This is a genomic window from Streptomyces sp. NPDC000229 (assembly GCF_040300825.1).
Classification (GTDB): domain Bacteria; phylum Actinomycetota; class Actinomycetes; order Streptomycetales; family Streptomycetaceae; genus Streptomyces.
Genome location: NZ_JBEPEL010000053.1, coordinates 1 through 23,623, shown reverse-complemented (window position 1 = coordinate 23,623; position 23,623 = coordinate 1). Strand labels below are relative to the sequence as shown.

Here is a 23,623-nt window from a genome sequence, read left to right as displayed (position 1 = left end):
CCGGTGACGGGCGGAACGCCCGTGCGCGGCCGGGCCGGCCGGGGTCGGTCTGCCCGGCACGGTCCGGCCGGCCGGTGGTGGCGGCGCCGGGACGACGTGCCCGTGCGGCGCCGGGCGCCCACGGTGCGCGAGGTCCATGACGCCGTCCCCCTACGACTTGGTGGCGCCGGCCGTCAGGCCGGAGACCAGGTGGCGCTGGACGAGGCCGAAGACGACCGCGGCGGGCACCGCGATCAGTACGGCCGCGGCGGTCAGCGAACCCCAGTCGGCCGTGTACTGGTTGACGAAGGTCTGCAGACCGCCGGCGAGGGTGAGGTTCTCCTCGCCGGTCATGAACGCCGACGCGTAGGCGACCTCGCCCCAGCCGGTGATGAACGTGTAGAACGCGGTGACGGCCAGGCCGGGCTTCGCGAGCGGCATGATCAGCCGCCAGAAGGTGCCGAACGGGGTCAGCCCGTCGACGCGCCCCGCCTCGTCGATCTCGGCGGGGATGCCGTCGAAGTAGCCCTTCATCATCCAGGCGCAGAACGGCACGGCGACGGTGAGGTACGTGATGACCAGGCCGACCGGCTGGTTCAGCATGCCCAGCGAGGCCAGCAGGTTGTACAGCGGCACGATCAGGACCGCGACCGGGAACATCTGGGTGATCAGCAGCAGCCACATCAGGGGCCTCAGTCCCGGGAAGCGGAAGCGGCTGACGGCGTAGCCGGTGGTGGCCGAGATGAAGACGCCGATGACGGTGGTGATGCCGACGACGACCAGCGAGTTGCCGAGCCAGGCCAAGAACTGGGTGTCCGCGAGGACGTGGCTGTAGTTGCCGAAGGTGAAGTTCTTGACGACCGAGGTGTCGAAGGCGTCGGTCTTCGGCTTGAACGACGTGATCACCAGCCACAGCGGCGGGAAGACCGCGACGAGGGCGGCGACGAGCAGCGTCAGGTGCAGCCCCAGGGAGGCGAGCGGGGAACGCTCGCCCCGGGTCCGTACCTTGCGCGTCCGAGAAGTCTGCGTGCTGGTGCTCACCACATGTCTCCCTGCTTGCGGAGCGCGCGGCGGTAGGCCACCGCGAAGAGCGACAGGAGCGCCAGGATCAGTACGCCCCAGGCTGCGGATCCCGCGAAGTCGCGCGGGCTGACGACGAAGGAAAGCTTGTAGGCGTACGTCACCAGGATCTCGGTGGCGTCGCCCGGCCCGCCCCGGGTGAGCAGGAAGATCACCGGGAACATGTTGAACGTCCAGATGGCGCTGAGCAGGATCACCGTGCCGGAGACCGGCCGCAGCCCGGGCAGCGTGATGTGGCGGAACCGCTGCCAGGCGGTCGCGCCGTCCATCTCGGCGGCCTCGTACAGCTCACCGGGGATGGACTGGAGGCCGCCCAGCATGGCGACGAGCATGAAGGGCACGCCGAGCCAGACGTTGACGGCGATGACGGAGACCTTGGCCCAGGTGGGGTCGTTCAGCCAGGAGATCGCGTCGATGCCGCCGCCGGCGAGGAGCTCGTTGAACAGGCCGCTGCGCTCGTTGAACAGCAGCCGCCAGGTGAAGACGGAGACGAAGGCCGGGACGGCCCACGGCAGGATCAGGGCCATGCGGTAGAACGTGCGGCCCTTGAGCTTGCGGTTGAGCATGTTGGCCAGGACGAGGCCGAGGGTGAAGGAGAGGGCCACACAGCTGACGGTCCAGACCACGGTCCAGCCGAGCCGGTCCCAGAAGACGTTGTCGGTGAGGACGGCCTTGTAGTTCTCGAGGCCGACGAACTCGTACGTCGCGGGGATGTGGTTGATGCCGATCGTGCGCTCGACGTTGGCCTCGTTGGCGTCCGTCAGCGACAGATAGATGCCGCGCACCAGCGGGTAGCCGATGATCACGCCGATCACGGTCACCACCGGAGCGACCATGCTCCAGGCGTACCAGTGGGTGCTCAGCGCTCTGCGCAGCCGGCCCGGACCGGGTGATCCCGGGGTGTTGTCAGTGCGGTGGCCGCGGCCGCGGGCGCTGCTGGCGCCCGCGGCCTTCGCCACCGACTGGCTGGTCTCGACAGCCATTGGTCGGTCAGCCCTTCCCACTGCTTACTTGTAGTCCTTGAGCATCTTGCGGTAGGCGTCGCCGGTCTCCTGGGCGGCCTTCTCCGGGGTGGTCTTGCCACCGAGGACGTTGGCCATCTGGAGGCGGATCGGCTCGAAGAGGGCGTTGCCCTGCGGGATCCACGGGCGCTCGACGGCCTTGTCGACGGCGGGCTTGAAGAACTGGACCATCTCGTTGTCCGACACGGTCGGCTTCGTGTACACCGAGAGGCGGGTGGGCAGCAGGCTGAGCTTCTCGGTGGTCTGCTGCTGCACCTTGGCCGAGCTCATGTACTTGGCGAACTCGTAGGACGCGTCGAGGTTCTTGGAACCGGCGTAGACGGACAGGTTCCAGCCGCCCTGCGGGGAGCCCTGCCCGGCGCTGCCGGCCGGGACGGGCGCGATGCCCAGGTTCTTCGGGTCCTTGAACTCGGCACCGGCGCGGGAGTCGGCGATGGCCCACGGGCCGTTGAGCATCATCGCGACCTTGCCGGACTTGAAGGCGTTCTGCATGTTGTTCCAGCCGTCGGAGGCGTCGGTGATCGCCGCCTTCGAGTCGACCAGGTCCTTGATGGTCTTGTACGCGTTGACGCCGGCCGGGTCGTCGATCGTGACCTTCTTGGCCTCGGCGTCGACCATGTCGCCGCCCTCGCCGTAGAGGAAGGGCAGGAACCAGTACGGGTCGTCACCGCGGAGGTAGAGGCCGGTCTTGCCGGGCCACTTCTTGCTGACCTTGGCGGACGCGTCCTTCAGCGCCTTCAGGTTCGTGGGGACCTCCGCGCCGGCCTCCTTGAGCATCTTCTTGTTGTAGAAGAGCGCCATGGTGTCGATGACCTGCGGGACCGCGTACGTCTTGTCGTTGAACTTGGTGCTCGCGGCGGCCTGCGGCAGCCAGTCGCCCTGGTTCTCGATGGCGCGGGTGCCGTCGAGCGGGGCGAGGTAGCCGAGGCTGGCGAAGTCGGCGACCCAGGCGACCTCGGTGCGCATCACGTCGGGGGCTCCGGAGTTGCCGCCCGCCGCGTTCTTGAACTTGGCGTTGGCCTCGCCGAACGGCACGTTGACGTACTTGACCTTCACCTTGGGGTGCAGCTTGGTGAAGCCCTCGGCCAGGGACTGGTACGTCGCCTTCTCGGCCTCGTTCGAGGTGTCCCAGAAGGTGACCGTGCCGGACAGCTCGCCAGAGCTGTTGGACCCGCCCTGGTCGCCGCCACCGCCTCCGCACGCCGCCGTCGTCAGACCGAGGGCCGCGACCAGCGCGGTGGCCGTTATGCCACGCCGCATGTGAACTCCTTCAACTGATCCCGGGAAGACGAAGGCGGATCACATGTCTGGATCTCGTGCCTCCTGCAGACCGCTCCCTCGCGGTGCGCCGGGTTGCCAGGAACGTAACAGGGATGAAAACGCGCCGAAAGACCTTGCGGCAAATTTCTGCAAGGCACGCTGATCGTTACATCCGCGTGTCCCTACAGTTGCCGATGCATCGCTTGACAGACGCGGCGAGGCGGGGTTGCGCGGGTCGGGAGCGCTCTGCAAGCTTTTTCGTAAGGGCTTGCAGGACCGTTTCATTACCGCTCTCACCTCGTTGAATGTATGTAGCCCCCATCCCGGCCCACCGAGAGGGACACCGCACATGGCCCACGAGCTGACCTCGTCCGTCCAGGCGCCGGAGGATCTGCGCCGTGCAAGCTCTTCCAGCGACCGCCCGGGATGGTGGCGCGAGGCCGTCATCTACCAGGTGTACGTCCGGTCCTTCGCGGACAGCGACGGGGACGGCATCGGCGATCTGCGCGGGGCCCGCGAGCGGCTCCCCCACCTGGCGCGGCTGGGCGCGGACGCGGTGTGGCTCACCCCCTTCTACGCCTCGCCGCAGGCGGACGGCGGGTACGACGTGGCCGACTACCGCGCCGTCGACCCGGTCTTCGGGGGCCTCGCGGACGCGGACGACCTGGTGCGCACGGCCCACGACCTGGGGCTGCGGGTGATCGTCGACATCGTCCCGAACCACACGTCGGACCGGCACCCCTGGTTCCGTGAGGCGCTCGCCGGCGATCCGGCCTGCCGCGACCGCTACCTCTTCCGCCCCGGCAAGGGCCCGGACGGCTGCCTGCCGCCCAACGACTGGGAGTCGGTCTTCGGCGGCCCGGCCTGGACCCGCGTGCCCGACGGCGACTGGTACCTGCACCTGTTCGCCCCCGAGCAGCCGGACCTGAACTGGGAGAACGAGGAGGTCAAGGCCGAGTTCGAGTCCGTGCTGCGGTTCTGGCTGGACCTCGGGGTCGACGGGTTCCGCGTCGACGTCGCGCACGGCATGGTCAAGGCGCCCGGGATGCCGGACATCGGGCACGGGGAGCAGGCCCGGCTGATCGGCACCCAGCAGCTGCCGTTCTTCGACCAGGACGGCGTCCACGAGATCCACCGCGTCTGGCGGCGGCTCCTGGACACCTACGAGGGCGAGCGCATCGCCGTCGCCGAGGCGTGGGCGCCGACGGCGGAGCGGCTCGCGCTGTACGTACGCCCCGACGAGCTGCACCAGGCGTTCAACTTCCAGTTCCTGAACTGCCCCTGGGACGCGGCCGCGCTGCGGCGGGTCATCGACGACTCGCTGCGGGCCACCGCGTCGGTGGGCGCGCCGACCACCTGGGTGCTGTCCAACCACGACGTGGTCCGCCACACCACGCGGTACGGCCAGGGCGCCGCCGGGCTGCGGCGGGCGCGGGCGGCCGCGCTGCTGATGCTGGCGCTGCCCGGCTCGGCGTACGTGTACCAGGGCGAGGAGCTCGGACTGCCCGAGGTCACGGAGCTGCCCGACGAGGTCCGCCAGGACCCCGCCTTCCAGCGGGGCGAGGGCCAGGACGGGCTGCGCGACGGGTGCCGGGTGCCGATCCCGTGGACGGTGGAGGGCCCTTCGTACGGCTTCGGCCCCGGCGGCAGCTGGCTCCCGCAGCCGTCGTCGTGGCGTGAGCTGTCGGTGGAGGCCCAGACCGGTGACCCGGACTCGACGCTGGAGCTGTACCGCAGCGCGCTCGCGATGCGCCGCGACCACCCGGCACTCGGCGCGGGCGACGCGGTGGAATGGCTGCCGGCGCCCGACGGGGTCCTGGCCTTCCGCCGCCGCGCGAGGGGCGCCGGCACCGGCCCCTGGCAGGGCGACCTGATCTGCACGGTCAACCTCACGGACCGCCCGGTCGCCCTCCGCGCCCCGGGCAGCCGGGTGCTCCTGTCCAGCACGGCTCCCCCGTCACCGGCCGACGCCCCGGCGGCCGTCCCGCCACCGGACAACGCGGTGGGCACCGGTCCGGGCGGCGGACCGGACGGCGAGGGCGCACGTGACGGCTCGCGGCCCGACACGGCCGACGGCGACGGCCGGGCCGAGAGCCGGAGCGCCGTACCCGGCAACGGCGGTGAGCCTGCGGACGGGACCGCCGCCCTGGCGGGGAAAGTGCCGCCGCCCGCACGCGAGTTGGCGGTCGAGGCGGGACAGGGCGACGGCGGGCGGACCGTGCTCCTCGCCGCCGAGTCCTGCGTCTGGTGGGCAAGCTGACGTGCGGCCGGTACAGTCGCATCCCATGACCGCGCGGCTAGCCGACATCGCAGCCCAGGCGGGGGTCAGCGAAGCCACAGTCAGCCGCGTGCTCAACGGCAAGCCCGGCGTGGCGGCGGCCACCCGTCAGTCCGTGCTGGCCGCCCTCGACGTGCTCGGTTACGAACGCCCCGTACGGCTGCGCCAGCGCAGTGCCGGACTGGTCGGGCTGATAACCCCCGAGCTGGACAACCCCATCTTCCCGGCCCTGGCCCAGGTCATCGGCCAGGCCCTGACCCGCCAGGGCTACACCCCCGTCCTCGCCACCCAGACCCCCGGCGGCTCCACCGAGGACGAACTCACCGAAATGCTTGTCGAGCGGGGCGTCTCCGGCATCATCTTCGTCTCCGGACTGCACGCCGACACCACCGCCGACATGACGCGCTACGACCAGCTGCGCGGCAAGGGCGTCCCGTACGTCCTCATCAACGGCTTCTCCCCGAAGGTGCAGGCGCCGTTCGTCTCCCCCGACGACCGGGCCGCGATGCAGCTGGCCGTCACCCACCTCGCCTCCCTGGGCCACACCCGTATCGGCCTCGCGGTCGGCCCGAAGCGGTTCGTGCCCGTTCTGCGCAAGATCGAGGGTTTCCGGCTCGGCATGCAGGCGAGGCTCGGGCTGGCGCCGGACCAGTGCGAGGAACTCGTCCAGCATTCGCTGTACACCCTGGAGGGCGGGCAGGCCGCGGCCACCGCGCTGATCGACCGCGGCTGCACCGCCGTCGTCTGCGCCAGCGACATGATGGCACTGGGTGCCATCCGCGCCGCCCGCCAGAAGGGCCTGCACGTCCCCCGGGACGTCTCCGTCGTCGGATTCGACGACTCGCCCCTCATAGCCTTCACGGACCCCCCGCTGACCACCATCCGCCAGCCCGTCCAGGCGATGGGCCAGGCGGCGGTGCGGGCCCTGCTGGAGGAGATCGGCGGCACCCCCGCCCCCCACAGCGAATTCGTCTTCATGCCCGAGCTGGTCGTCCGCGGTTCCACCGCATCCGGCCCCGAGGGGCAGCGGTCCTCCCCGAGGCCCTCCTCCGAAAGGCGTAGCGATGGCGTCGAGGACCAGACTGACGGATGATCGACCGAGTAGACCTATCTGGCAGACTCTTGGCCCATGGGTGACACGACTGTGAGGACACTGGAAGGCCGCGAGGCCCCGGCACCACCGGTGGAATCACCCATCGACGAAGGTCCGGCCCGCGTGGCGGACAGCCGGACCGTGTGGCAGCGGATGCGCGCTCCGCGCCGCCCCCGCATCTGGTTCGAGATCCTGCTGATCGCGGTGAGCTACTGGACGTACTCGCTGATCCGCAACGCCGTGCCGGAGCAGAAGGCCGAGGCGCTGCGCAACGCCGACTGGATCTGGCGGGCCGAGCAGTCCCTCGGCATCGCCGTCGAGAAGACGGTCAACCACGCCGTGGACTCGGTGACGTGGCTGATCGTGGGCATGAACTACTACTACGCCACCCTGCACTTCATCGTCACCGTCGGTGTCCTGGTGTGGCTGTACCGGTGGCATCCGGGCAGGTACGCCGCCACCCGCCTGGTGTTGTTCTCCACCACCGGGATCGCCCTGCTCGGCTACTACCTGTACCCGCTGGCTCCTCCGCGCCTGATGACCTCCGAGAAGTTCATCGACACCGTCCTGGTGCACCACACCTGGGGATCGATGGCGTCGGGCGACCTGAAGAACATGTCGAACCAGTACGCCGCGATGCCGTCCATGCACATCGGGTGGTCGCTGTGGTGCGGGCTGACGATCTTCGCGCTGGCCAAAGCGCCCTGGGGCAGGATCCTCGGCCTGCTCTACCCGACCGCGACGCTCGTCGTCATCGTCGCGACCGCCAACCACTTCTGGCTGGACGCGGTCGGCGGCCTGATCTGCCTGGCGTTCGGCTACACGCTGGCATACGCCTGGTACGGCAAGGTGCCGCACCGGCTGCCGCGCCACGTGGTGCCCCGGGCCGCCGCGCCGGCCCTGCTGAAGGCACGCCGCTGACGGCAGCCGTGGCCCCGGGGCCCGGCCGGCGGGCTCACCCGCCGTAGAACAGCTCCTCCACCACCGCCCGCGCCCGGCGCGTCGTACGGCGGTAGTCCTCGACCATCTCGCCGACGTGCCCGGGCCCGTACCCCAGGTACCGCCCGACGGCGGCCAGCTCTCGGGTGTCGGACGGGAAGGTGTCGCCGGCCCGGCCGCGTACCAGCATCACGCCGTTGCGGACCCGGGTGGCGAGCACCCAGGCCTCGTCCAGGGTCCGGGCGTCCTGGTCGGAGATCAGGCCCGCCTCGCGGGCGGCGGCCAGGGCCCGGCGGGTGCGGGTGGTGCGGAGAGCGGGCACGGCGTGGCCGTGGCGCATCTGGAGGAGCTGGACGGTCCACTCGACGTCCGACAGGCCGCCGCGCCCCAGTTTGGTGTGCAGGGCCGGGTCGGCGCCGCGCGGCAGCCGTTCCGTCTCCATCCGGGCCTTCAGCCGCCGGATCTCGCGTACGGCGGCGTCGTCCAGACCCCGCTCGGGGTAGCGCAGCGGGTCGGCCAGCTCGATGAACCGGCGGCCGAGGTCGGGATCGCCGGCCATCGGCTCGGCCCTCAGCAGCGCCTGGCTCTCCCAGCCGAGCGACCAGCGGCGGTAGTAGGCCGCGTACGACTTGAGGGTGCGCACCAGCGGCCCGCTCTTGCCCTCGGGACGCAGGTCCGCGTCGATCAGCAGCGGCGGGTCGGCGGTGGGCAGCTGGAGCAGCCGCCGCATCTCGGCGACCACGGTGTTGGCGGCCCGCGCCGCCTCCTGCTCGTCGACGCCCTCGCGCGGCTCGTGCACGAACAGCACGTCCGCGTCCGACCCGTAGCCCAACTCGTGGCCGCCGAAGCGGCCCATGCCGATCACGGCGAACCGGGTCGGCAGCCGGTCGCCCCACTGCTCGCGCACGGCGGCCCGCAGCGCGCCCGCGATGGTCGCCGCGTTCAGGTCGGTGACCGCCTGGCCGACGCGGTCGACCAGGGCGCCGGGGTCGGCCTCGGCGGGGCTGTCCTCGGTGCCGTACGAACCGATGATGTCGGCGGCGGCGGTGCGGAACAGCTCCCGGCGCCGTACGCCACGGGCCACGGCGACGGCCAGCTCGGCGTCCTCCGCACGGCCGACGGCCGCGAGGATCTCCGGTTCCAGATGGTCACGGCCGCGCGGCCGGAGCCCCTCCGGCGCGCCCAGGATGGCCACCGCCTCGGGAGCCCGCAGCAGCAGGTCCGGGGCGAGGCGCCCGGCGGACAGGACCCTGGCGAGGTTCTCCGCCGCCGCGCCCTCGTCCCGCAGCAGCCGCAGGTACCAGGGCGTCTTCCCGAGCGCGTCCGAGACCTTGCGGAACCCCAGCAGCCCGGCGTCCGGGTCCGCGGAGTCGGCGAACCAGCCCAGCAGCACGGGCAGCAGCGTCCGCTGGATCGCGGCCTTCCTGGTGACGCCCGACGACAGGGCCTCCAGGTGACGCAGGGCGGCCGCCGGATCGGCGTACCCGAGCGCCTCCAGCCGCTGACCGGCGGCCTTGGCGCTCAGCCGGGTCTCCCCGGGCGTGAGCTGGGCGACGGCGTCCAGCAGCGGCCGGTAGAACAGCTTCTCGTGCAGCCGGCGCACCACCGCCGCGTGTCGCCGCCACTCCCGGTTCAGCTCGGCGACCGGGTCGGTGCGCAGCCCCAGGGACCGGCCCAGCCGCCGCAGGTCCTCCTCGGCCTCCGGCACCAGGTGCGTCCGCCGCAGCCGGAACAGCTGGATGCGGTGCTCCATCGCCCGCAGGAAGCGGTACGCCTCGTTCAGCTGGGCCGCGTCGGCGCGCCCCACGTAGCCGCCCGCCGCCAGCCCCTTGAGCGCCTCCAGGGTGGTTCCGCTGTGCAGGGTGGCGTCGCTGCGACCGTGCACCAGCTGGAGGAGCTGCACCGCGAACTCGACGTCCCTGAGCCCGCCCGGCCCCAGCTTCAGCTCACGGTCGACCTGGGTGACCGGAATGTTGTCCACCACGCGGCGGCGCATCTTCTGGACGTCGGTGACGAAGTTCTCCCGCTCGGCTGCCTGCCACACCAGCGGTGAGACGGCGTCGATGTACGCGGCGCCCAGCTGCGGGTCCCCGGCCACCGGGCGGGCCTTGAGCAGGGCCTGGAACTCCCAGGTCTTGGCCCAGCGCTGGTAGTAGGCGAGGTGGCTGGACAGGGTGCGCACGAGGGGCCCGTTCCTGCCCTCGGGGCGCAGATTGGCGTCGACCGGCCAGATCGTGCCCTCGACCGTCTGCTCGGAGCAGATGCGCATCAGGTGGGAGGCCAGACGGGTCGCGGCCTGCATCGCCTTGCCCTCGTCGGCGCCGTCGACGGGCTCGCCGACGAAGATGACGTCCACGTCGGAGACGTAGTTCAGCTCGTTGCCGCCGCATTTGCCCATCGCGATGACCGCGAGCCGGCACAGCGCGGCGTCCTCCGGAGCGGCCGCGCTCGCTATGGCGAGGGCCTTGCGGAGGGTGGCCGTGGCGAGGTCGGCGAGCTCGGCGGCGGTCTCGGCGATGTCGGTGGTGCCGCAGACGTCGCGGGCGGCTATGGCCAGCAGGCAGCGGCGGTAGGCGACGCGCAGCGACACGGGGTCGGTCGCCCCGGCCAGCCCCCGCTCGAAGTCGTCGACGCCCGGGTGCAGGTCGGCCGCCTCGTACGTGACGAGCGCCTCCCAGTCGCGCGGGTGCCGGGCCAGGTGGTCGGCCAGCGCCTCGGAGGCGCCGAGCACACCGAGGAGCCGGTCGCGCAGCGGCTTGGCGCTCAGGACGGTACCCAGCAGCTGCCGCCCGTCGTCGCCCTGCGCCTCGGCGAGCCGGACGAGCCCGCGCAGCGCCAGGTCGGGGTCGGCGGTGGCACCGAGCGCGTCCAGCAGGACCGGGTCGCCGCGCACGGTGGACAGCACGGGCAGGTCGAGGAGCCGCTCGGCGGCGGACGGATCGGTGAAGCCGTGCCGCAGCAGTCGGGTGAAGGTGCTGCTCCTGCGCCCCGGCACCGGCACGGTCATCGGCTTCCCTCCACGTGGTCGGCTCCCACCTCCCGAGCCTATCGGCCCCCACAGGCACCGCATGGTCACGCCCTCGTGGGGGTGCACTCCCGTGCCGGTGCCAGTGCCAGGCCCGGCCCCCGGCACCCCGCCACCGGCGCGGGCCCATCCGCGAAGCAAGCCCCGCCCGCACGCGCGGCGTGAGGCACCCCACACGGCCTCCTATGAACCGGATGGCGGCCATGCCCCTCTTCTCTCCCGGTTCGCCCCACTCCACCCGCGTAACGGAAGCCGCCGCCATGCCTCGCCCCGCCTTGTCCTCCTTCCGCCGTGGCCTGTTCCTGGCCGCGCCGATCGCCGTGCTGGCCGGGATCACGGGCGGGACCCTGGCGCTGACCGCCGGGCCGTCGGACGCGTCGGACGTACCGAGCCGGGGCGTGCCCGAGGCGGAGGCGGTGAAGCCGGTGCGGACCAGCGGGGAGGCGGTCGTGCAGGTCATGGCCCACCCGGACGACGACCTGTTCTTCATGAACCCGGACACCAGCCTGTCCATAGCCTCCGGCCGCAGCCTCACGTCCGTCTACCTGACCGCCGGTGAGTCCGACGGCCGCAACGCGCGCCGCCAGGACCCCGAGCCGCCCTCCGACAAGGCGGCGTACGCGGAGGCCCGGCAGAACGGCATACGCGCCGCGTACGCCGAGATGGCGACCGGCAACCGCACCAGCCCCTGGGACCGCACCTCCATAGCCACGGCCGGCGGCGGCCGGGCCGAGCTGGACACGCTGCGCGCCAAGCCGCAGATCAGCCTGGTCTGGCTCCAGCTGCGCGAGGCGGGCAGCATCTCCGGCGACCGGCCGCACAGCCTGCACGGCCTGTGGGACGGCCGCGTGGAGCACCTGGAGTCTCAGCTGGCCGCGGGCTCCCCGGTCCGCGAGGACTTCTCGTACACCAAGGCCGGGACCATCGAGACGATCACCGGCGTCCTCGACCGGTTCAGGCCGACCTTCGTCCGGCTCATGGACCCGACGCCGGGCCGCAACGACAAGACCGGCAAGCTCTCCGACCACCAGGACCACATGTACGGCGCCCGCTTCGCGCAGGCGGCCCTCGCCCGGTACGCGGAGAAGCCGGGGCGCCCCGCCTTCTCCGTACAGAACTACCTCGGTTACTCGACCGGCGGCATGCCGCACTCCCTGGACCCGCGGACCACCGAGGCGAAGCTGCGCACGCTGAAGACGTACGCGTGGTGGGACCACACCGACTACTGCGACGACCCGGCCGGCTGCGGCGACCGCAAGGTCGCGGCGCGTCCCGCCGGGCACGGCTGGGCCCAGTCGATCCGCTACTCCCGCGGCGGCTCGGCCTCCTGGGTGCAGCAGGGCGCGGGGGAGGGTGAGCTGTACGCGTTCTCGGTGCTCGACGGACGCCTGGCGGTGTGGCGCAAGAACGGCACGGCGGCGTGGACCGGCCCGGTCCTCCAGCAGGGCACCGGCCTGGACAGCGGGGTGACCTCGGTACGGCTGCCGGACGGCCGGATCGCGGTGTTCGGCACGCGTACCGAACTGGACGGGGAGTACCGCCGCGAGGTCGTGACGTCCGTGCAGGCGGCGCCGGGCGGGGCGTTCGGCGCGTGGCGTTCGCTGGGCACCCCGGAGCCGGACGACGAGACCGGGACGTCCGACATCAGCCTGCCGGCGGTCCTGGTGGACCGGGCGGGTCTGATGTCGGTGTACGTGCGCGACGCCGGCCACACGATGCGGGTGAGCACCCAGCGGGCGGACGGCGGCTGGGCGCCGTGGCGGTCGGCCGGGGGCCGGGACCTGCGGGGCGACCCGGTGGCGGCGATGGACGCGAAGGGGCGCGGCCATGTGTTCGCGGGCACCCCGAAGACGGTTCTGGCATGGACGCAGGCGGCCCCGGGCGGGCCGGTGAGCGGGCCGGTGCCGACCGGGCTGCCGGCGACCACGGTGGCGTTGAGCGCCACGCCGGACGGCGCCGACGGGGTCCGGCTCTGGTTCCGCAAGCCCGCATCCGGCGACGTCCGCACGGCCCGCTTCGCCGGGAGCGGCCACCCCTCGCAGGCGCGGGACGTACCGGGCGGTGTCGGTGGCCACGGCGCGGTGGCCGCGTCGGGCGACCGGCTCGCCGTGCGCGGGCGCACCGGCGCGGTGGCGACGGCTCGGGACGGGGGCCGGTGGGTGAGCGGGGGGCCGCTGTTCGCCGGTGCCCCGGCGGCCGGCCCGGCGGGCTTCGCGACGCTGGGCCTGGACGGCCGGCTGAACTGGTCGCCCTGGGAGCGATGAGTCGGCGCGCCGCGTCGAGTCCGGCTTTCATGGATGTATTCACCGATGGAGGAGAACGCATGAACTGGACACTCGAAGTGGTCCTGGTCCCGGTCACCGATCTGGACCGGGCGAAGGACTTCTACGGCACGAAGTGCGGATTCACGGTCGACCTGGACACGGAGGTGGCCCCGGGGATCCGCATCATCCAGCTGACCCCGCCGGGCTCCCGCTGCTCGGTCGCCCTGCAGAGCGGTATGCCCGCGGCGCCCGGCGAGAAGCTGATGGCCCCCGGCTCGCTCCATGGCCTCCAGCTGTGCGTGACCGACATCGAGGCGGCCCGTGAGCAGCTCCTCTCGCGGGGTGTGGAGGTGAGCCCCGTCCAGCACGTGGGCCCGGACGGCTGGACGGAGGGCAAGGGCGAGACCTGGAACTCGTTCATGTTCTTCAAGGACCCGGACGGCAACGGCTGGACGGTCCAGGAGGCCCCCTCCGAGCTGTCGGAGCGCTAGCGCTCAGTAGTAGCCCTTCCGCCCGTCGAGCAGCTCCCGCATCGCGTCCAGGTGCCCGGCGTGCCGCGCGGTCTCCTCGACCATGTGGATCAGCATCCACCGCAGGTTCGCCCGCGCCGACCGGTAGTCCGGGTGACGGCCCACCTCGTCGAGGTCGTGCGCCGCGATGATCTCGTTCGAGGTGGCGCACTGCCGCTCGTACTCCTCCAGGAGGTGTGCGAGCGGCACGCCCTCGACCTTCATGTCGAGGTCCTCGTCGCTCTCGTCGAACTGGGGGCCCTCGGCGGGCCCGCCGAGGAACAGCACCTCGAACCAGGAGTTCTCCACCCACCGCAGGTGGGAGATGACACCGGCGACCGTCATGTTCGGCGAGTGCGGCAGGACGGCGCGGTGCGCGTCCTCCTCCGACAGCCCTTCGCATTTCCACTGGACGATCGCGCGCTGTGCGTCGAGCCATCCCACGAGCTGGGTCCGCTCGTCCGCGACGAAGGGGGGACGTATACGGGGAAGAGTCATGCGCGCGGACGCTAGCGCAGCCGGCCGGTGCGCGCACCGGGTTTTCCGACGTACCGTCAAGAGCCCGCGGGGGCCTTCCCCGGCCGCGACGCGAGGGCCACGAGGAACAGGAACAGTCCGCAGGCGGCGACCAGGGCCCAGCCCGGCCGGGACGCCTCTGCGAGCCCCGTGGGTGCGGTGCCCGCCACCAGGCCGCCGGCGAGGGCGATGCCGAGCGCGGAGCCGAACTGGCGCGCGGTGGACGTGATCGCCCCGGCGACGGCGGCGCGGCCGGGAGGCAGCCCGCTGATCGCGGTGTTGGTGAGCGGGGCGTTGGCGAAGCCGAACCCGATGCCGATGAGCGCGTAGGCGAGCAGGAGCAGTGGCACGCCGGTGTCCTGGTCGAGGCCGACCAGGCAGAGCCCGCCGGCCGTCAGGAAACCGCCCGCCAGCAGCAGTGGCGGGCGCGGTCCTCTCCGGCCCACGAGGCGGCCGGACCAGGGGGCGCACACGGTCGCGCCGACCGCCATGGGCAGGGTCGCCGTCCCGGCTGCCAGAGGCGTCCATCCCCGGCCGTCCTGGAGGTACAGGGTGTTGAGCAGCAGGGTCACGTTGAGGGCGACGAAGACGGCCACCGCCCCCAGGACGGCACCGCTGAAGGCCCGGTGCCGGAACAGCCTCGGATCCATCAGCGGCTCGGGGCGGCGGGACTCGACCCACACGAACCCGGCCGCCGCCACGGCGGTGAAGGCGTACGCGCCCAGCGCCAGGGGTGACGTCCAGCCGATGTGCGGTCCCTCGATGAGGACGCCGACCGACACGGCGATGACCGCCGTCAGCAGCGCCTGACCGGGCAGGTCGGGCCGCTGCGCCCGCCGGGCCCGGGACTCCGGCACGAACACCGCGCTGAGGACGAGGGCGGCGACGACGACCGGCGCGTTGATCCAGAACAGCGCCCGCCAGCCGAAGCCCTCGATCAGGGCGCCGCCCACGACGGGACCGGCAGCCATGCTGAGCCCGAAGACCGCCGCCCAGACGCCGATCGCCCGCGCGCGTTCCTTCGGGTCGGGCACCGCGTTCACCACGATCGCGAGGGCCACCGGGCTGAGCATCGAGGCGCCCACCCCCTGGAGGGCGCGGGCCGCGACCAGCACACCCACCGAGGGCGCGATCGCGCAGACCAGCGAGGCGGCGCCGAAGACGACCAGCCCGGTCTGGAACACCCGTCGGCGTCCGAAGCGGTCCGCCAGCGCACCGGAGGAGATCAGCAGACCGGCCAGGACGAGGGTGTACGCGTCCACGGTCCATTCGAGGCTCCGCGTCCCGACCCCCAGGGCGCGCCCGATCTCCGGCAGGCCCACGTTGACGATGGTGGTGTCCAGGCCCACCAGGAACATGCTGAGGCAGCAGACGGCCAGCACCGTCCAGCGCCTTCGCGCGCTGAACCCGGGCTGAAGCTGAAGGGGATGCGTCGTCGCGGTCACGGCCTGCCTCTCACGTCCACAAAGCGTCTGGCCCGGCCATGCTCGGCCCGGGGGCCGGCCGGCACCCAGGAACTTTGCGAAGACTGCAAAACTGGGCGCATGGACGCGGAACTGCGGCAGACGATCGACGGCATCGGCCCCCGGCTGCGCACGCTGCGCCGGGACCGCGCACTCACCCTGGAGGCACTCGCCACGGCGACCGGGATCTCGGTGAGCACCCTCTCCCGTCTGGAATCCGGCAAACGGCGCCCGACCCTGGACCTGCTGATCCCCCTCGCGCGTGCGCACCGCGTCCCCCTCGACCAGCTGGTGGCCGCCCCGGTCACCGGCGACCCCCGGGTGCACCTGAAGCCCCTGTCCAAAGGCCCCGGCAGCGTCCTCGTGCCCCTGACGCAGTACCCGGGCCGGGTGCAGGTGTTCAAGCAGGTACTGGCCCCCCGCGAGCCCAAGCTGGTCACCCACGACGGCTACGAATGGCTCTACGTCCTCGCCGGCGAGCTCCGCCTCGTCCTCGGGGACCAGGAGTGCGTCCTCCACCCCGGCGAAGTGGCCGAGTTCGACACCAGGCAACCCCACTGGTTCGGCCCGGCCACCACGACCGCCGTGGAGATCCTCCACCTCTTCGGTCCGCGGGGGGACCAGGCGGTCACGCGTACGTCGTCGCCCGGGCCGACCGCGCACGGCCACGGCTGACGCGGTGCGGCCCGCTCAGCCGCCTTCCGCGCCGGCGCATATCTGCGGTCGTCCGTGGATACGGTCCGGCCATGTTGCAGTGGATCACCTTGATCAGCACCGTGGTGGGCGCAGCGATCGCCACAGGATCCACCATGCTGCTCGACGGGCGCCGATGGCAGCGGGAGCGTCTGGATCGTGACACGCAGATGCGACGCACCTTGTACGGGGACTACCTGGCGAGCCTCTCCGAGGCGCGCCACACGTGCGGCAACGTGGCCCGTGACCCGGACATGCGGCTTTCCGCGCGGCGTACGACCGCCCGTGAGGCGTTCGGGCCGTGCATCGGAATGCGGTACCAGATGACCATCACCGCGCCCGCCCCTGTGGTGGCCGCCTCCGAGGATGCCTTCCGCCGGCTGCGCGACCTCCGCGACCGCGTGATGGAGGGAACCTTGGCCACCGATCCGGCGTATGTGGACGGGCGCCGCAGCTACGACGACGCACTCACGACCCTGCGGCTCCGCATGCGTGAAGACCTGGGCGGCGGTGAACGTGGCACTCGCGCCTGAACAGGGCGGAGACAACCGCCGCTCTCGCGCCCTGGGACGGAACAACGAAAGTTCGTTGTTCGGGCTCACGCGGGAGCGGTCCTCCCCCATACCCTGACGGTGACGAAGCCGCAGAGAGGGGCAAGGCCGTGCCGTCTGACGCTACCCCGGACCCGTACGAGGACCCCGTCCGCTTCGGGCAGAGAGTCCAGATCCTCCGGACGCGCCGGGGGATGACGCGCGAGCAGCTCGCCGGGCTCCTCGGGCATCACCCGTCCTGGGTCAAGAAGGTCGAGACCGGGAAGATGAAAATGCCTCGGCTGCCGGAGATCCTTCGCATCGCCGAGATCCTCCGGGTGCGTCAGCTGAACGACCTCGTCGGCGATGTCGATGACCGGCAGGTGCAGTTGTTCGTGGGGCCAGGACACGAGAAGCTGCCCGCTGTCGCGGCGGCGATCAACTCTGTGCGGCTGCGCGATGATCGGCCCGCGCCTCCTGCTGCACACCTGCACGCCCGCCTGGCGCGTGCGTGGTCGGCGCGCCACTCCGCGCCCAACCACCGGCAGGTGCTGGGCGATCTGCTCCCGGATCTGATTCGCGATGCCCAAAACGCGGTTCGCCAGGCGGAATCCGCCGCCGACCGGCGGGCGGCGCAAGCGGTCTTGTCGGAGGTGTACGCGCTGGCCCAGTTCTTCCTGGCCTACCAGCCGGACGCCGCCCTGCTGTGGCGCGTCGCGGACCGCGGCATGGTGGCCGCCCAGGAGTCGGAAGACCCCCACGCGATCGGTGTCGCGGCATGGCTGGCCGCACAGGCCCACCGCGACTCGGGCCCCGGCCACTTCGACGCGGCCGACGAGGTCACGCGCGAGACACTGGCCTTCCTGGAGCCGCTCCTGCCCGAGGCAGCGGTGGAGGTGCGTGCCATTGCGGGCGCGCTCACCTTCGAGGCGGGGTACACCGCTGCTCGCCGTGCCGACACCGGGACCGCATGGGGGTGGTGGGACCGGGCGAAGCGGATGGCCGCCGGCCTGCCGGCCGGGTACTCCCACCCGGTCACGTCCTTCGGGCAGGCCATCATGGGCGCCCACGCGGTGACGGTCGCCGTGGAACTCCGTACGGGTGGGGAGTCGGTACGTCAGGCGGCCCGTGCGGAGGCGAGCGCGATCCCGTCCCGGCCGCGTCGAGCACGGCACCGGATCGAGCAGGCCCGGGCGTATCACTTGGACGGCCAGGCGCAGACGGCGTTGTCCACGCTGGAACAGGCCTACGAAGCCGCGCCCGAAACCATCCGCTACAACGGGTACGCGCGCCGGATCGTGCTGGAGGAAGCCGAGTCCCGCCTGCCCGAACGGCGGCAGCGGGCGGCGCAGTTGGCGGTGAAGATCGGCATGCTCGCGGCCTGAGCAAGGGGCCGAAACCCGGCCCCTGTTCCGGGTCACACACTCCTACCGTCGTGGCAAGGCTGATTCCACCCTGACACGACGGGGAGTGACTCGTGATGACGATCAAGGTGTACCAAGTACGCCCGGACGGCACGACATACACCATCCGACGAGAGCGCGAAGTACGGCCCACCGGCGCCCCACCGCCGGTTTTCACCTCGTACCCACCCTGTCGATGCCGCCGGTGCTGCCGTCCGGCAACCGCTCGATGAGCGCCGGGTGCGCCTCGTGCGGATCCACGCAGGAGCTGCGCGTCGTCGCCGTCGGGGACGGCAGGGACGTCCGCGCCTGCCCCGAGCACGCCGCACTCCTGGCCGCGCCTCTCGATGACGCGCTGTCCGCCCTGGCCTGGTACCAGAGCCGACGCCGGGGCCACCCCTGAGTCCCGCCCACTGCCCCCCGCCACACCCCGCCGAGGAGGTACCGATGAGCAACACCATGGCCGACGGAGGAAAGCACGGCGGCGAGCCGTCCGACAAGCCCTGGACGCTGCCGCCCACTCCGCCCTCCCCGACGGCTCCGGCCCCAGCAAGCACACCGACGGGAGCTGATGTGACCACCGCACAAGCGGGCGGGCACGCCGTGCTCGTGGAGACGCTCTACGAGCACGGTCTGCTCGACGAGACATGGCGAGCCGTGTGGCACGCCGTCCCCCGCGAACCCTTCATCCCCCGTCAGGCGTGGCGCCAGACCCCGACCGCATGTGAACCGCTGAAAACCGAGGCCGACCGCCTCGCCCTCATCCACTCCGACGAACCGGTCGTCATCCAGCTCGACGACGGCAAGCCGGGCGGTCCCGGCATCGCCACTTCGTCCAACTCGCAGCCGAGCATGGTCGCCCGTATGCTGCGGCTCCTGCTCGTCGAGGACGGCCACCGGGTACTGGAGATCGGCACCGCTACCGGATACGTCGCCGCGCTTCTCTCCCGTCGCCTCGGTGACCACCTCGTGTACAGCGTCGAGATCGACCCCGGCCTCGCTCACCACGCGGCCGCCATCCTCCGCGCCGCCGGACATGAGCCGCACCTGCGGTGCACGGACGGCGAAGCGGGCTGGCCCGACCAGGCGCCGTTCGACCGCATCATCGCCACCTGCGCCCTTCGAACGGTCCCCCACCAGGTGGTACGGCAGCTCACCCCGGGCGGCGTCCTCGTCGCCCCCGTGGTGCGCGACTTCTGGAGCGGAGCCATCGTCCAACTCACCGCCGACGGCAAGGGAGCTGCCTCGGGACGCTTCCAGAGCGCCGCCTCGTACATGCCGATGCGGTCCCACCGACCACCCGCGCCCGCTCCGGTCGACGAGGCGACCGCGAGATCGGCCACGGCCGCCGTGAACCCGCGTGACCTGCTCTGCCTCGGCTTCGCGCTGTACGCCGGCACCCGCCTGCCCGGGGTACGCATGGTCCACGCCGACCGTGACGGTGACGCCGCTCAGGTGTGGTTGCAGGACTACGACGGCTGCGCCGCCACGGCCGTCACCGGCGAGGACGCGTACGAGTACGGAGCCCGCGACCTGTGGCAGGAGATCGAACGGGTCTATCAGGAGTACTGGACCCTGGGATCGCCCGAGGCCGGGGACTTCGGGCTGACCGTGACCGCACGCGGTCAGCAGGTGTGGCTGCACGATCCGGAGCGGGTCGTCGAGCCCGCCCCGAACGGCCCGGTGAGGCCCTGACGCGCGCCCCGCAGCCCGTCGTGCTGCACTGGAAACGTAGGGACCACAGCGGAGGTGCTCATGACCGGCCGCGTCGGCAAGACCCGCAACATCTGGCTCGTGTGGCTCGTGTGGCCACTGATCACCCTCGGGATCTATCACCTGGTCTGGTACTACAAGGTGAACCGCGAGGCGCGTGACTTCGACAAGCGCATCGAAGTCCAGCCGGGAATGGCGGTGGTGGCCATCGCGCTGGGCTGGATCCTGATCGTGCCGCCGTTCATCTCGGTGTACAACACGGGTGAGCGCATCGCCCGCATGCAGCGGGCGGCCGGGATGCAGCCGACCTGCAATCCGTGGATCGGCCTCATCCTGGTGTTCATCTTCAGCTTGCACCCGCTGTACTACCAGCACGAGATGAACCAGATATGGGCCCTCCACGGCCACCGCGCGGAAGGCGAGCACGTGCCGTTGGCCGTCTGACCGGGGGACTCCACAGGGCCGGCGGTTCACGACCGCCGGCCCACACGGGCTTACAGCACCGGCAGGTTCTTGCGCAGCTCGAAGGCGGTGACCTCGGAGCGGTACTCCTCCCACTCCTGCTTCTTGTTGCGGAGGAAGTAGTAGGGGTCGGGAGCGACCTCGCGTGATCGACGTCCACCCAGCACTGACAGAAACGCAAGGGGTCGTCGTTGGTCGTCGTTGGTCACCCTGGGCCGCCCTTCGACGGCCCACAGACGGCCCCGCTCCCGGAACACGGCAGATTTACAGTCTGGGCAGCATCCCCCCATCGACCGTGCCTGACCAGCGGTAATGTCAGTCGGCCTAGCTCGGCACCATGGATCCGTCCACGCCTCGTCCACCGGCACGCGACGCGCGTCCTGCTGCTGGAAGCACTGAAGTCGCCCACAGCGAAGCTCCAGTGGCCCAAAATGCTGGAATGACCGGAACACAACGGACCATCTTGGTGTGCAGTACGGCAGCCGTGGGATTGGCGTGTCTAGCCGCCAGCGTCTATCTGGGGCTGGATCGAGCAGACAAGGTCGCCAGCATCGTGAGCGCTGTCGCTGGACTCGGCTCATTGGCTGTGGCCCTGTACCAGCTCACCCAGTCCGCGGGAAGCTCGGCAGACGGCTCCACGCCTCGGCAAGTGCAGAGAGGTGGGGACAACTCCACGAACATCCAAAGTGGTGGAAGCATCACGTTTGGAGACAGTAACAATGTGGGTGGCAGTAGTTGATCTGGCGACAGAAGCAGCGTGGCGGGGACGGATCGACAAACATCCAGGCTCAAGTAGTGCAATATGGCGTTAGCTATGGCGACGCTAAAGCTATCGCTATGGATGTCTTCAAGGAAAATTTTGCCAAACTATCCCAGAACGCTCACCGACTAGCGATCGAACGAGCAGACGAGTTCACCGTGAACTACTTGGCCGAACTCCACGAAAGGGAGCCGCAAGCAGTCGGGAATATCGAAGATCCTGGAGTTCAGTCTGACATCCTGGAAGCACAGGCTGGCTTCGCGAAAAGTGGCGACCAAGATCTTGGTGAAGTGCTCGTCGATATACTAGTCGACAGAACAGCGAGGACAGATAGAACTACGGCCACACTCGCTCTAAGCGCCGCAGTTACCACTGCACAAAAACTCACGGGCAGCCAATTTGCAGCCCTGAGTGCGCTGTTCGTGTTCAAGCAGCTCAGGCTCGTCGGAGCCACCCACCATGAACAGGTTTATCGGCGGATTGCCCAGTGTCTGACCCCTCTGCGGGACGACATGGTGCGCCTTTCTGACTCGGATGTTCAGTACTTGGCGGCACTGGGATGCATCACGATCTCCATGGGATCGAATCCCATTCATCAGATCTTGCAGACGACTTACCCCGGCCTGTTCTTCGAAGGAATCGATATCAGCACTGCCCCCCAGGAACTGAGTGGGACTGCAGAAACCGGACCCGAATCCGTCATCAGTAAACTGAAGGACACCCCAGCAGTAGCGCGGAGTCTCAGAGATCCTACAAGGTTTCAAATCGCCGCCGTAAATAGCGAGGAATTGGATCGACTCATAGAAGAGGCTGGACTTCAAGAATACGAGTCCGCATTGCAGCGAGCCCTCACTGCAAGGCCGGTGAATGGAGACACGATCATAGCGGAACTACGAACTTACAGTCCGCCGCTGGGTGAGATAATAGACGCATACAATGCCAAGTCGCTGTCGAATTGCACTAACACTGCTATCGGTACCGCCATTGCTCACGCCAATGTCCGCAAAGCGACCGAAGGCGACTTTTCAGCTGCTCTGGAGGTCTGGCTTTCCTAGAAGCATCAGTGCCGTCACTCCGCGTCCCAGGCGGAGCAGATCGACCTGGCTTCGGGCGACCTTGCACGTGGCCGCTACGCTGGTACACACCACGGCAGAACGGAGAGTGTTCCGCGCATGGGCCCGAAGACGACGAAGGTCTACGAAACGCTCCGCGAACGGCTCGCCTCAGGCGAGTACGCCCCCGGTACCAAGTTCCCGTCGGAACGCACCCTGAGCGAGGAACTCGGCATCGGCCGAACGGCGTTGCGCCAGGTACTTGCCCGTCTCGTATCCGAGGGCGCGTTGGAGGTGCGCGGACGGAGCGCTTACCGCGTACCGGGAGCGGTGAGCGTGTAGACCCCGGAGGGACTGGAACCGTGGGCGCATCCACGGTGAGCGCGACCTCTACGACAACCGGTGGGTGAAGCTACAGATCTGGGATGTAGAGCCGCCCGGAGTTGAGCGGTTCGAGCACCACGTGGTGAAGCTGCACCACGTCGCCATTACGGCCGTCGTGGACGACCAGGACCGCGTGCTCATGATGTGGCGGTACCGCTTCGTTCCGCACCAATTCGGCTGGGAGCTTCCCGGCGGCATCGTGGACGAAGGGGAGGACGCCGCCGAGACGGCGCTCCGGGAAGTCGTCGAGGAGACCGGTTGGCGACCGAAGTCACTGGAACACGTGGTCACCTATCAGCCTATGATCGGCATGGTTGACTCGCCACACGAAATCTTCGTGGGCTACGGGGCTGAACAGGTAGGTACGCCGACCGACCTCGAAGAAGCCGGCCACATCGAGTGGGTTCCCCTGGCCGACATTCCAGGGCTCATGGCGCGCGGCGACCTGATGGGCTCCAGGACTTCGACATCGAGCGCGTTGCCGTTCGTGGGCTTGCCGCGGCAGTCCGGGTGTCGGGAGGTGATGTCGACGGTTTTGCGAGCGACGCCGTTGGGGTTCCGGAACAGCTCGGTACGCACTTCTTCAGGGTGGATCGGCATGGTCTGAAGCAGTGCAGACAGCTCGATCACGCGTGGGTCGTTGTACTCCAGCCGCTTCCAGCCGATGGCCATCGCCAGGTCGCAGGCGAGGATGATCTCGTCACGCGTCCAGTCGGGATCTCGGGACGAACGGATCACGAAGCCGACTCGGGCGAGCCACCTGGCGGCGTGGGATCTTCCACCGCTCAACTCATCCGGCCTCAGCGCTCGACCCTGATCGAACTCGTGGGCGACCCCGGCAATGGCCTTCGAGTCGTACGTCTTGCCCTCGTGTATCAGGAGGTATCCCGTGGCCGGCTTGTACCCATACTCGTCCAGGAACCGGTCACGGCCCCAATCGTCGTACTCGGCCATGGCCTTGAGAACGGCTTCTCGACTGATCGCACCTTTGCGCATGACGGAAGGGTAGGCGCCAGCACTGACAGCCCGTTAGATGCTCGCTCTCCTCAGCCACCGCCCTCCCCAGCTCCCATCCCGTCTGCCGTCGCCCCACACACCGTGGAGCGGGCATCAATCGATGAGCCGCACCGACGGCCCAGGGACGGCCCAGGTACAGGGAGACGCCGTGGGGCCGACGGTCGAACGTCGTCGGCCAGAC

18 protein-coding genes and 2 pseudogenes are annotated in these 23,623 nt (G+C 70.3%); 13 read left to right on the top strand and 7 right to left on the bottom strand.

Going from position 1 to position 23,623, the window contains the following annotated elements; all coding sequences use genetic code 11:
* Nucleotides 1-150 precede the first annotated feature (150 nt).
* The 3 genes from ABT360_RS23605 to ABT360_RS23595 are packed head-to-tail and all read right to left on the bottom strand — an operon-like array spanning nucleotide 151 to nucleotide 3,341.
* Entirely contained in the window at nucleotides 151-1,020 is an 870-nt protein-coding gene (locus tag ABT360_RS23605; RefSeq protein ID WP_351819862.1) for a sugar ABC transporter permease, read from the bottom strand.
* On the bottom strand, nucleotides 1,017-2,042 hold the full coding sequence (locus tag ABT360_RS23600; protein ID WP_351819859.1) for a carbohydrate ABC transporter permease: 1,026 nt from the start codon (nucleotides 2,040-2,042) through the stop codon (nucleotides 1,017-1,019). The genes ABT360_RS23605 and ABT360_RS23600 overlap by 4 nt, the downstream gene beginning before the upstream one ends.
* 24 nt (nucleotides 2,043-2,066) lie before the next feature.
* Nucleotides 2,067-3,341 (bottom strand): extracellular solute-binding protein, encoded by a 1,275-nt coding sequence (locus tag ABT360_RS23595; RefSeq protein ID WP_351819857.1) that lies wholly within the window; start codon nucleotides 3,339-3,341, stop codon nucleotides 2,067-2,069.
* A gap of 349 nt (nucleotides 3,342-3,690) precedes the next feature.
* Here ABT360_RS23595 and ABT360_RS23590 point away from each other — a divergent pair, with 349 nt between their 5' ends.
* From ABT360_RS23590 to ABT360_RS23580, 3 genes are read left to right on the top strand one after another with little or no spacing between them, the layout of a single operon-like run.
* Entirely contained in the window at nucleotides 3,691-5,601 is a 1,911-nt protein-coding gene (locus ABT360_RS23590) for a glycoside hydrolase family 13 protein (RefSeq protein ID WP_351819854.1), read from the top strand.
* Nucleotides 5,602-5,626: 25 nt separating this feature from the next.
* Nucleotides 5,627-6,712, top strand: a complete 1,086-nt coding sequence (locus ABT360_RS23585) for a LacI family DNA-binding transcriptional regulator (RefSeq protein WP_351819851.1) — start codon at nucleotides 5,627-5,629, stop codon at nucleotides 6,710-6,712.
* A 36-nt stretch (nucleotides 6,713-6,748) separates the two neighbouring features.
* Nucleotides 6,749-7,633: a phosphatase PAP2 family protein gene (locus ABT360_RS23580; protein ID WP_351819848.1), complete on the top strand. Its 885-nt coding sequence runs from the start codon at nucleotides 6,749-6,751 to the stop codon at nucleotides 7,631-7,633.
* Nucleotides 7,634-7,667: 34 nt separating this feature from the next.
* Here ABT360_RS23580 and ABT360_RS23575 read toward each other — a convergent pair whose 3' ends face one another.
* Nucleotides 7,668-10,658 (bottom strand): bifunctional [glutamine synthetase] adenylyltransferase/[glutamine synthetase]-adenylyl-L-tyrosine phosphorylase, encoded by a 2,991-nt coding sequence (locus ABT360_RS23575; RefSeq protein WP_351819845.1) that lies wholly within the window; start codon nucleotides 10,656-10,658, stop codon nucleotides 7,668-7,670.
* A 278-nt stretch (nucleotides 10,659-10,936) separates the two neighbouring features.
* Here ABT360_RS23575 and ABT360_RS23570 point away from each other — a divergent pair, with 278 nt between their 5' ends.
* Both ABT360_RS23570 and ABT360_RS23565 read left to right on the top strand, forming a co-directional pair.
* Nucleotides 10,937-12,940, top strand: coding sequence for a PIG-L family deacetylase (locus ABT360_RS23570; RefSeq protein WP_351819842.1), 2,004 nt, complete (start codon nucleotides 10,937-10,939; stop codon nucleotides 12,938-12,940).
* A 59-nt stretch (nucleotides 12,941-12,999) separates the two neighbouring features.
* Nucleotides 13,000-13,431 carry a VOC family protein gene (locus tag ABT360_RS23565; protein WP_351819839.1) on the top strand — a complete coding sequence of 144 codons (432 nt, stop codon included), beginning with the start codon at nucleotides 13,000-13,002 and terminating at the stop codon, nucleotides 13,429-13,431.
* Between the two features lie 3 nt (nucleotides 13,432-13,434).
* On the opposite strand, the gene ABT360_RS23560 is transcribed toward ABT360_RS23565, so the two are convergent.
* Together ABT360_RS23560 and ABT360_RS23555 are read right to left on the bottom strand one after the other, a co-directional pair.
* Nucleotides 13,435-13,947, bottom strand: coding sequence for a DinB family protein (locus tag ABT360_RS23560; protein WP_351819836.1), 513 nt, complete (start codon nucleotides 13,945-13,947; stop codon nucleotides 13,435-13,437).
* Nucleotides 13,948-14,003: 56 nt separating this feature from the next.
* Entirely contained in the window at nucleotides 14,004-15,410 is a 1,407-nt protein-coding gene (locus tag ABT360_RS23555; RefSeq protein ID WP_351819833.1) for an MFS transporter, read from the bottom strand.
* Between the two features lie 99 nt (nucleotides 15,411-15,509).
* Between ABT360_RS23555 and ABT360_RS23550 the strand changes: the two genes are divergently transcribed.
* The 6 genes from ABT360_RS23550 (at nucleotide 15,510) to ABT360_RS23525 (ending at nucleotide 20,211) form a co-directional block, all read left to right on the top strand.
* On the top strand, nucleotides 15,510-16,103 hold the full coding sequence (locus ABT360_RS23550) for a helix-turn-helix domain-containing protein (protein WP_351819831.1): 594 nt from the start codon (nucleotides 15,510-15,512) through the stop codon (nucleotides 16,101-16,103).
* A 71-nt stretch (nucleotides 16,104-16,174) separates the two neighbouring features.
* The gene (locus ABT360_RS23545) at nucleotides 16,175-16,654 is read left to right on the top strand and encodes a hypothetical protein (protein WP_351819828.1); all 480 of its coding nucleotides are present in this window, start codon (nucleotides 16,175-16,177) and stop codon (nucleotides 16,652-16,654) included.
* A 128-nt stretch (nucleotides 16,655-16,782) separates the two neighbouring features.
* The gene (locus tag ABT360_RS23540; protein WP_351819825.1) at nucleotides 16,783-18,036 is read left to right on the top strand and encodes a helix-turn-helix domain-containing protein; all 1,254 of its coding nucleotides are present in this window, start codon (nucleotides 16,783-16,785) and stop codon (nucleotides 18,034-18,036) included.
* Between the two features lie 214 nt (nucleotides 18,037-18,250).
* Nucleotides 18,251-18,457 carry a hypothetical protein gene (locus ABT360_RS23535; protein WP_351819823.1) on the top strand — a complete coding sequence of 69 codons (207 nt, stop codon included), beginning with the start codon at nucleotides 18,251-18,253 and terminating at the stop codon, nucleotides 18,455-18,457.
* Nucleotides 18,458-18,501: 44 nt separating this feature from the next.
* Nucleotides 18,502-19,749, top strand: a complete 1,248-nt coding sequence (locus ABT360_RS23530; protein WP_351819820.1) for a methyltransferase domain-containing protein — start codon at nucleotides 18,502-18,504, stop codon at nucleotides 19,747-19,749.
* Nucleotides 19,750-19,809: 60 nt separating this feature from the next.
* The gene (locus tag ABT360_RS23525; protein ID WP_351819818.1) at nucleotides 19,810-20,211 is read left to right on the top strand and encodes a DUF4234 domain-containing protein; all 402 of its coding nucleotides are present in this window, start codon (nucleotides 19,810-19,812) and stop codon (nucleotides 20,209-20,211) included.
* Nucleotides 20,212-20,261: 50 nt separating this feature from the next.
* On the opposite strand, the pseudogene ABT360_RS23520 reads toward ABT360_RS23525, so the two are convergent.
* Nucleotides 20,262-20,351, bottom strand: a pseudogene (locus ABT360_RS23520) (glutamine synthetase); the annotation flags it as partial.
* 673 nt (nucleotides 20,352-21,024) lie between these two features.
* Here ABT360_RS23520 and ABT360_RS23515 point away from each other — a divergent pair.
* Both ABT360_RS23515 and ABT360_RS23510 read left to right on the top strand, forming a co-directional pair.
* A complete protein-coding gene (locus tag ABT360_RS23515) occupies nucleotides 21,025-22,044 on the top strand; it encodes an LPO_1073/Vpar_1526 family protein (protein ID WP_351819904.1) in 1,020 nt (339 codons plus the stop codon).
* 117 nt (nucleotides 22,045-22,161) lie between these two features.
* A pseudogene (locus ABT360_RS23510) lies at nucleotides 22,162-22,888 on the top strand (NUDIX domain-containing protein); the annotation flags it as partial.
* Nucleotides 22,889-23,623: the final 735 nt, after the last annotated feature.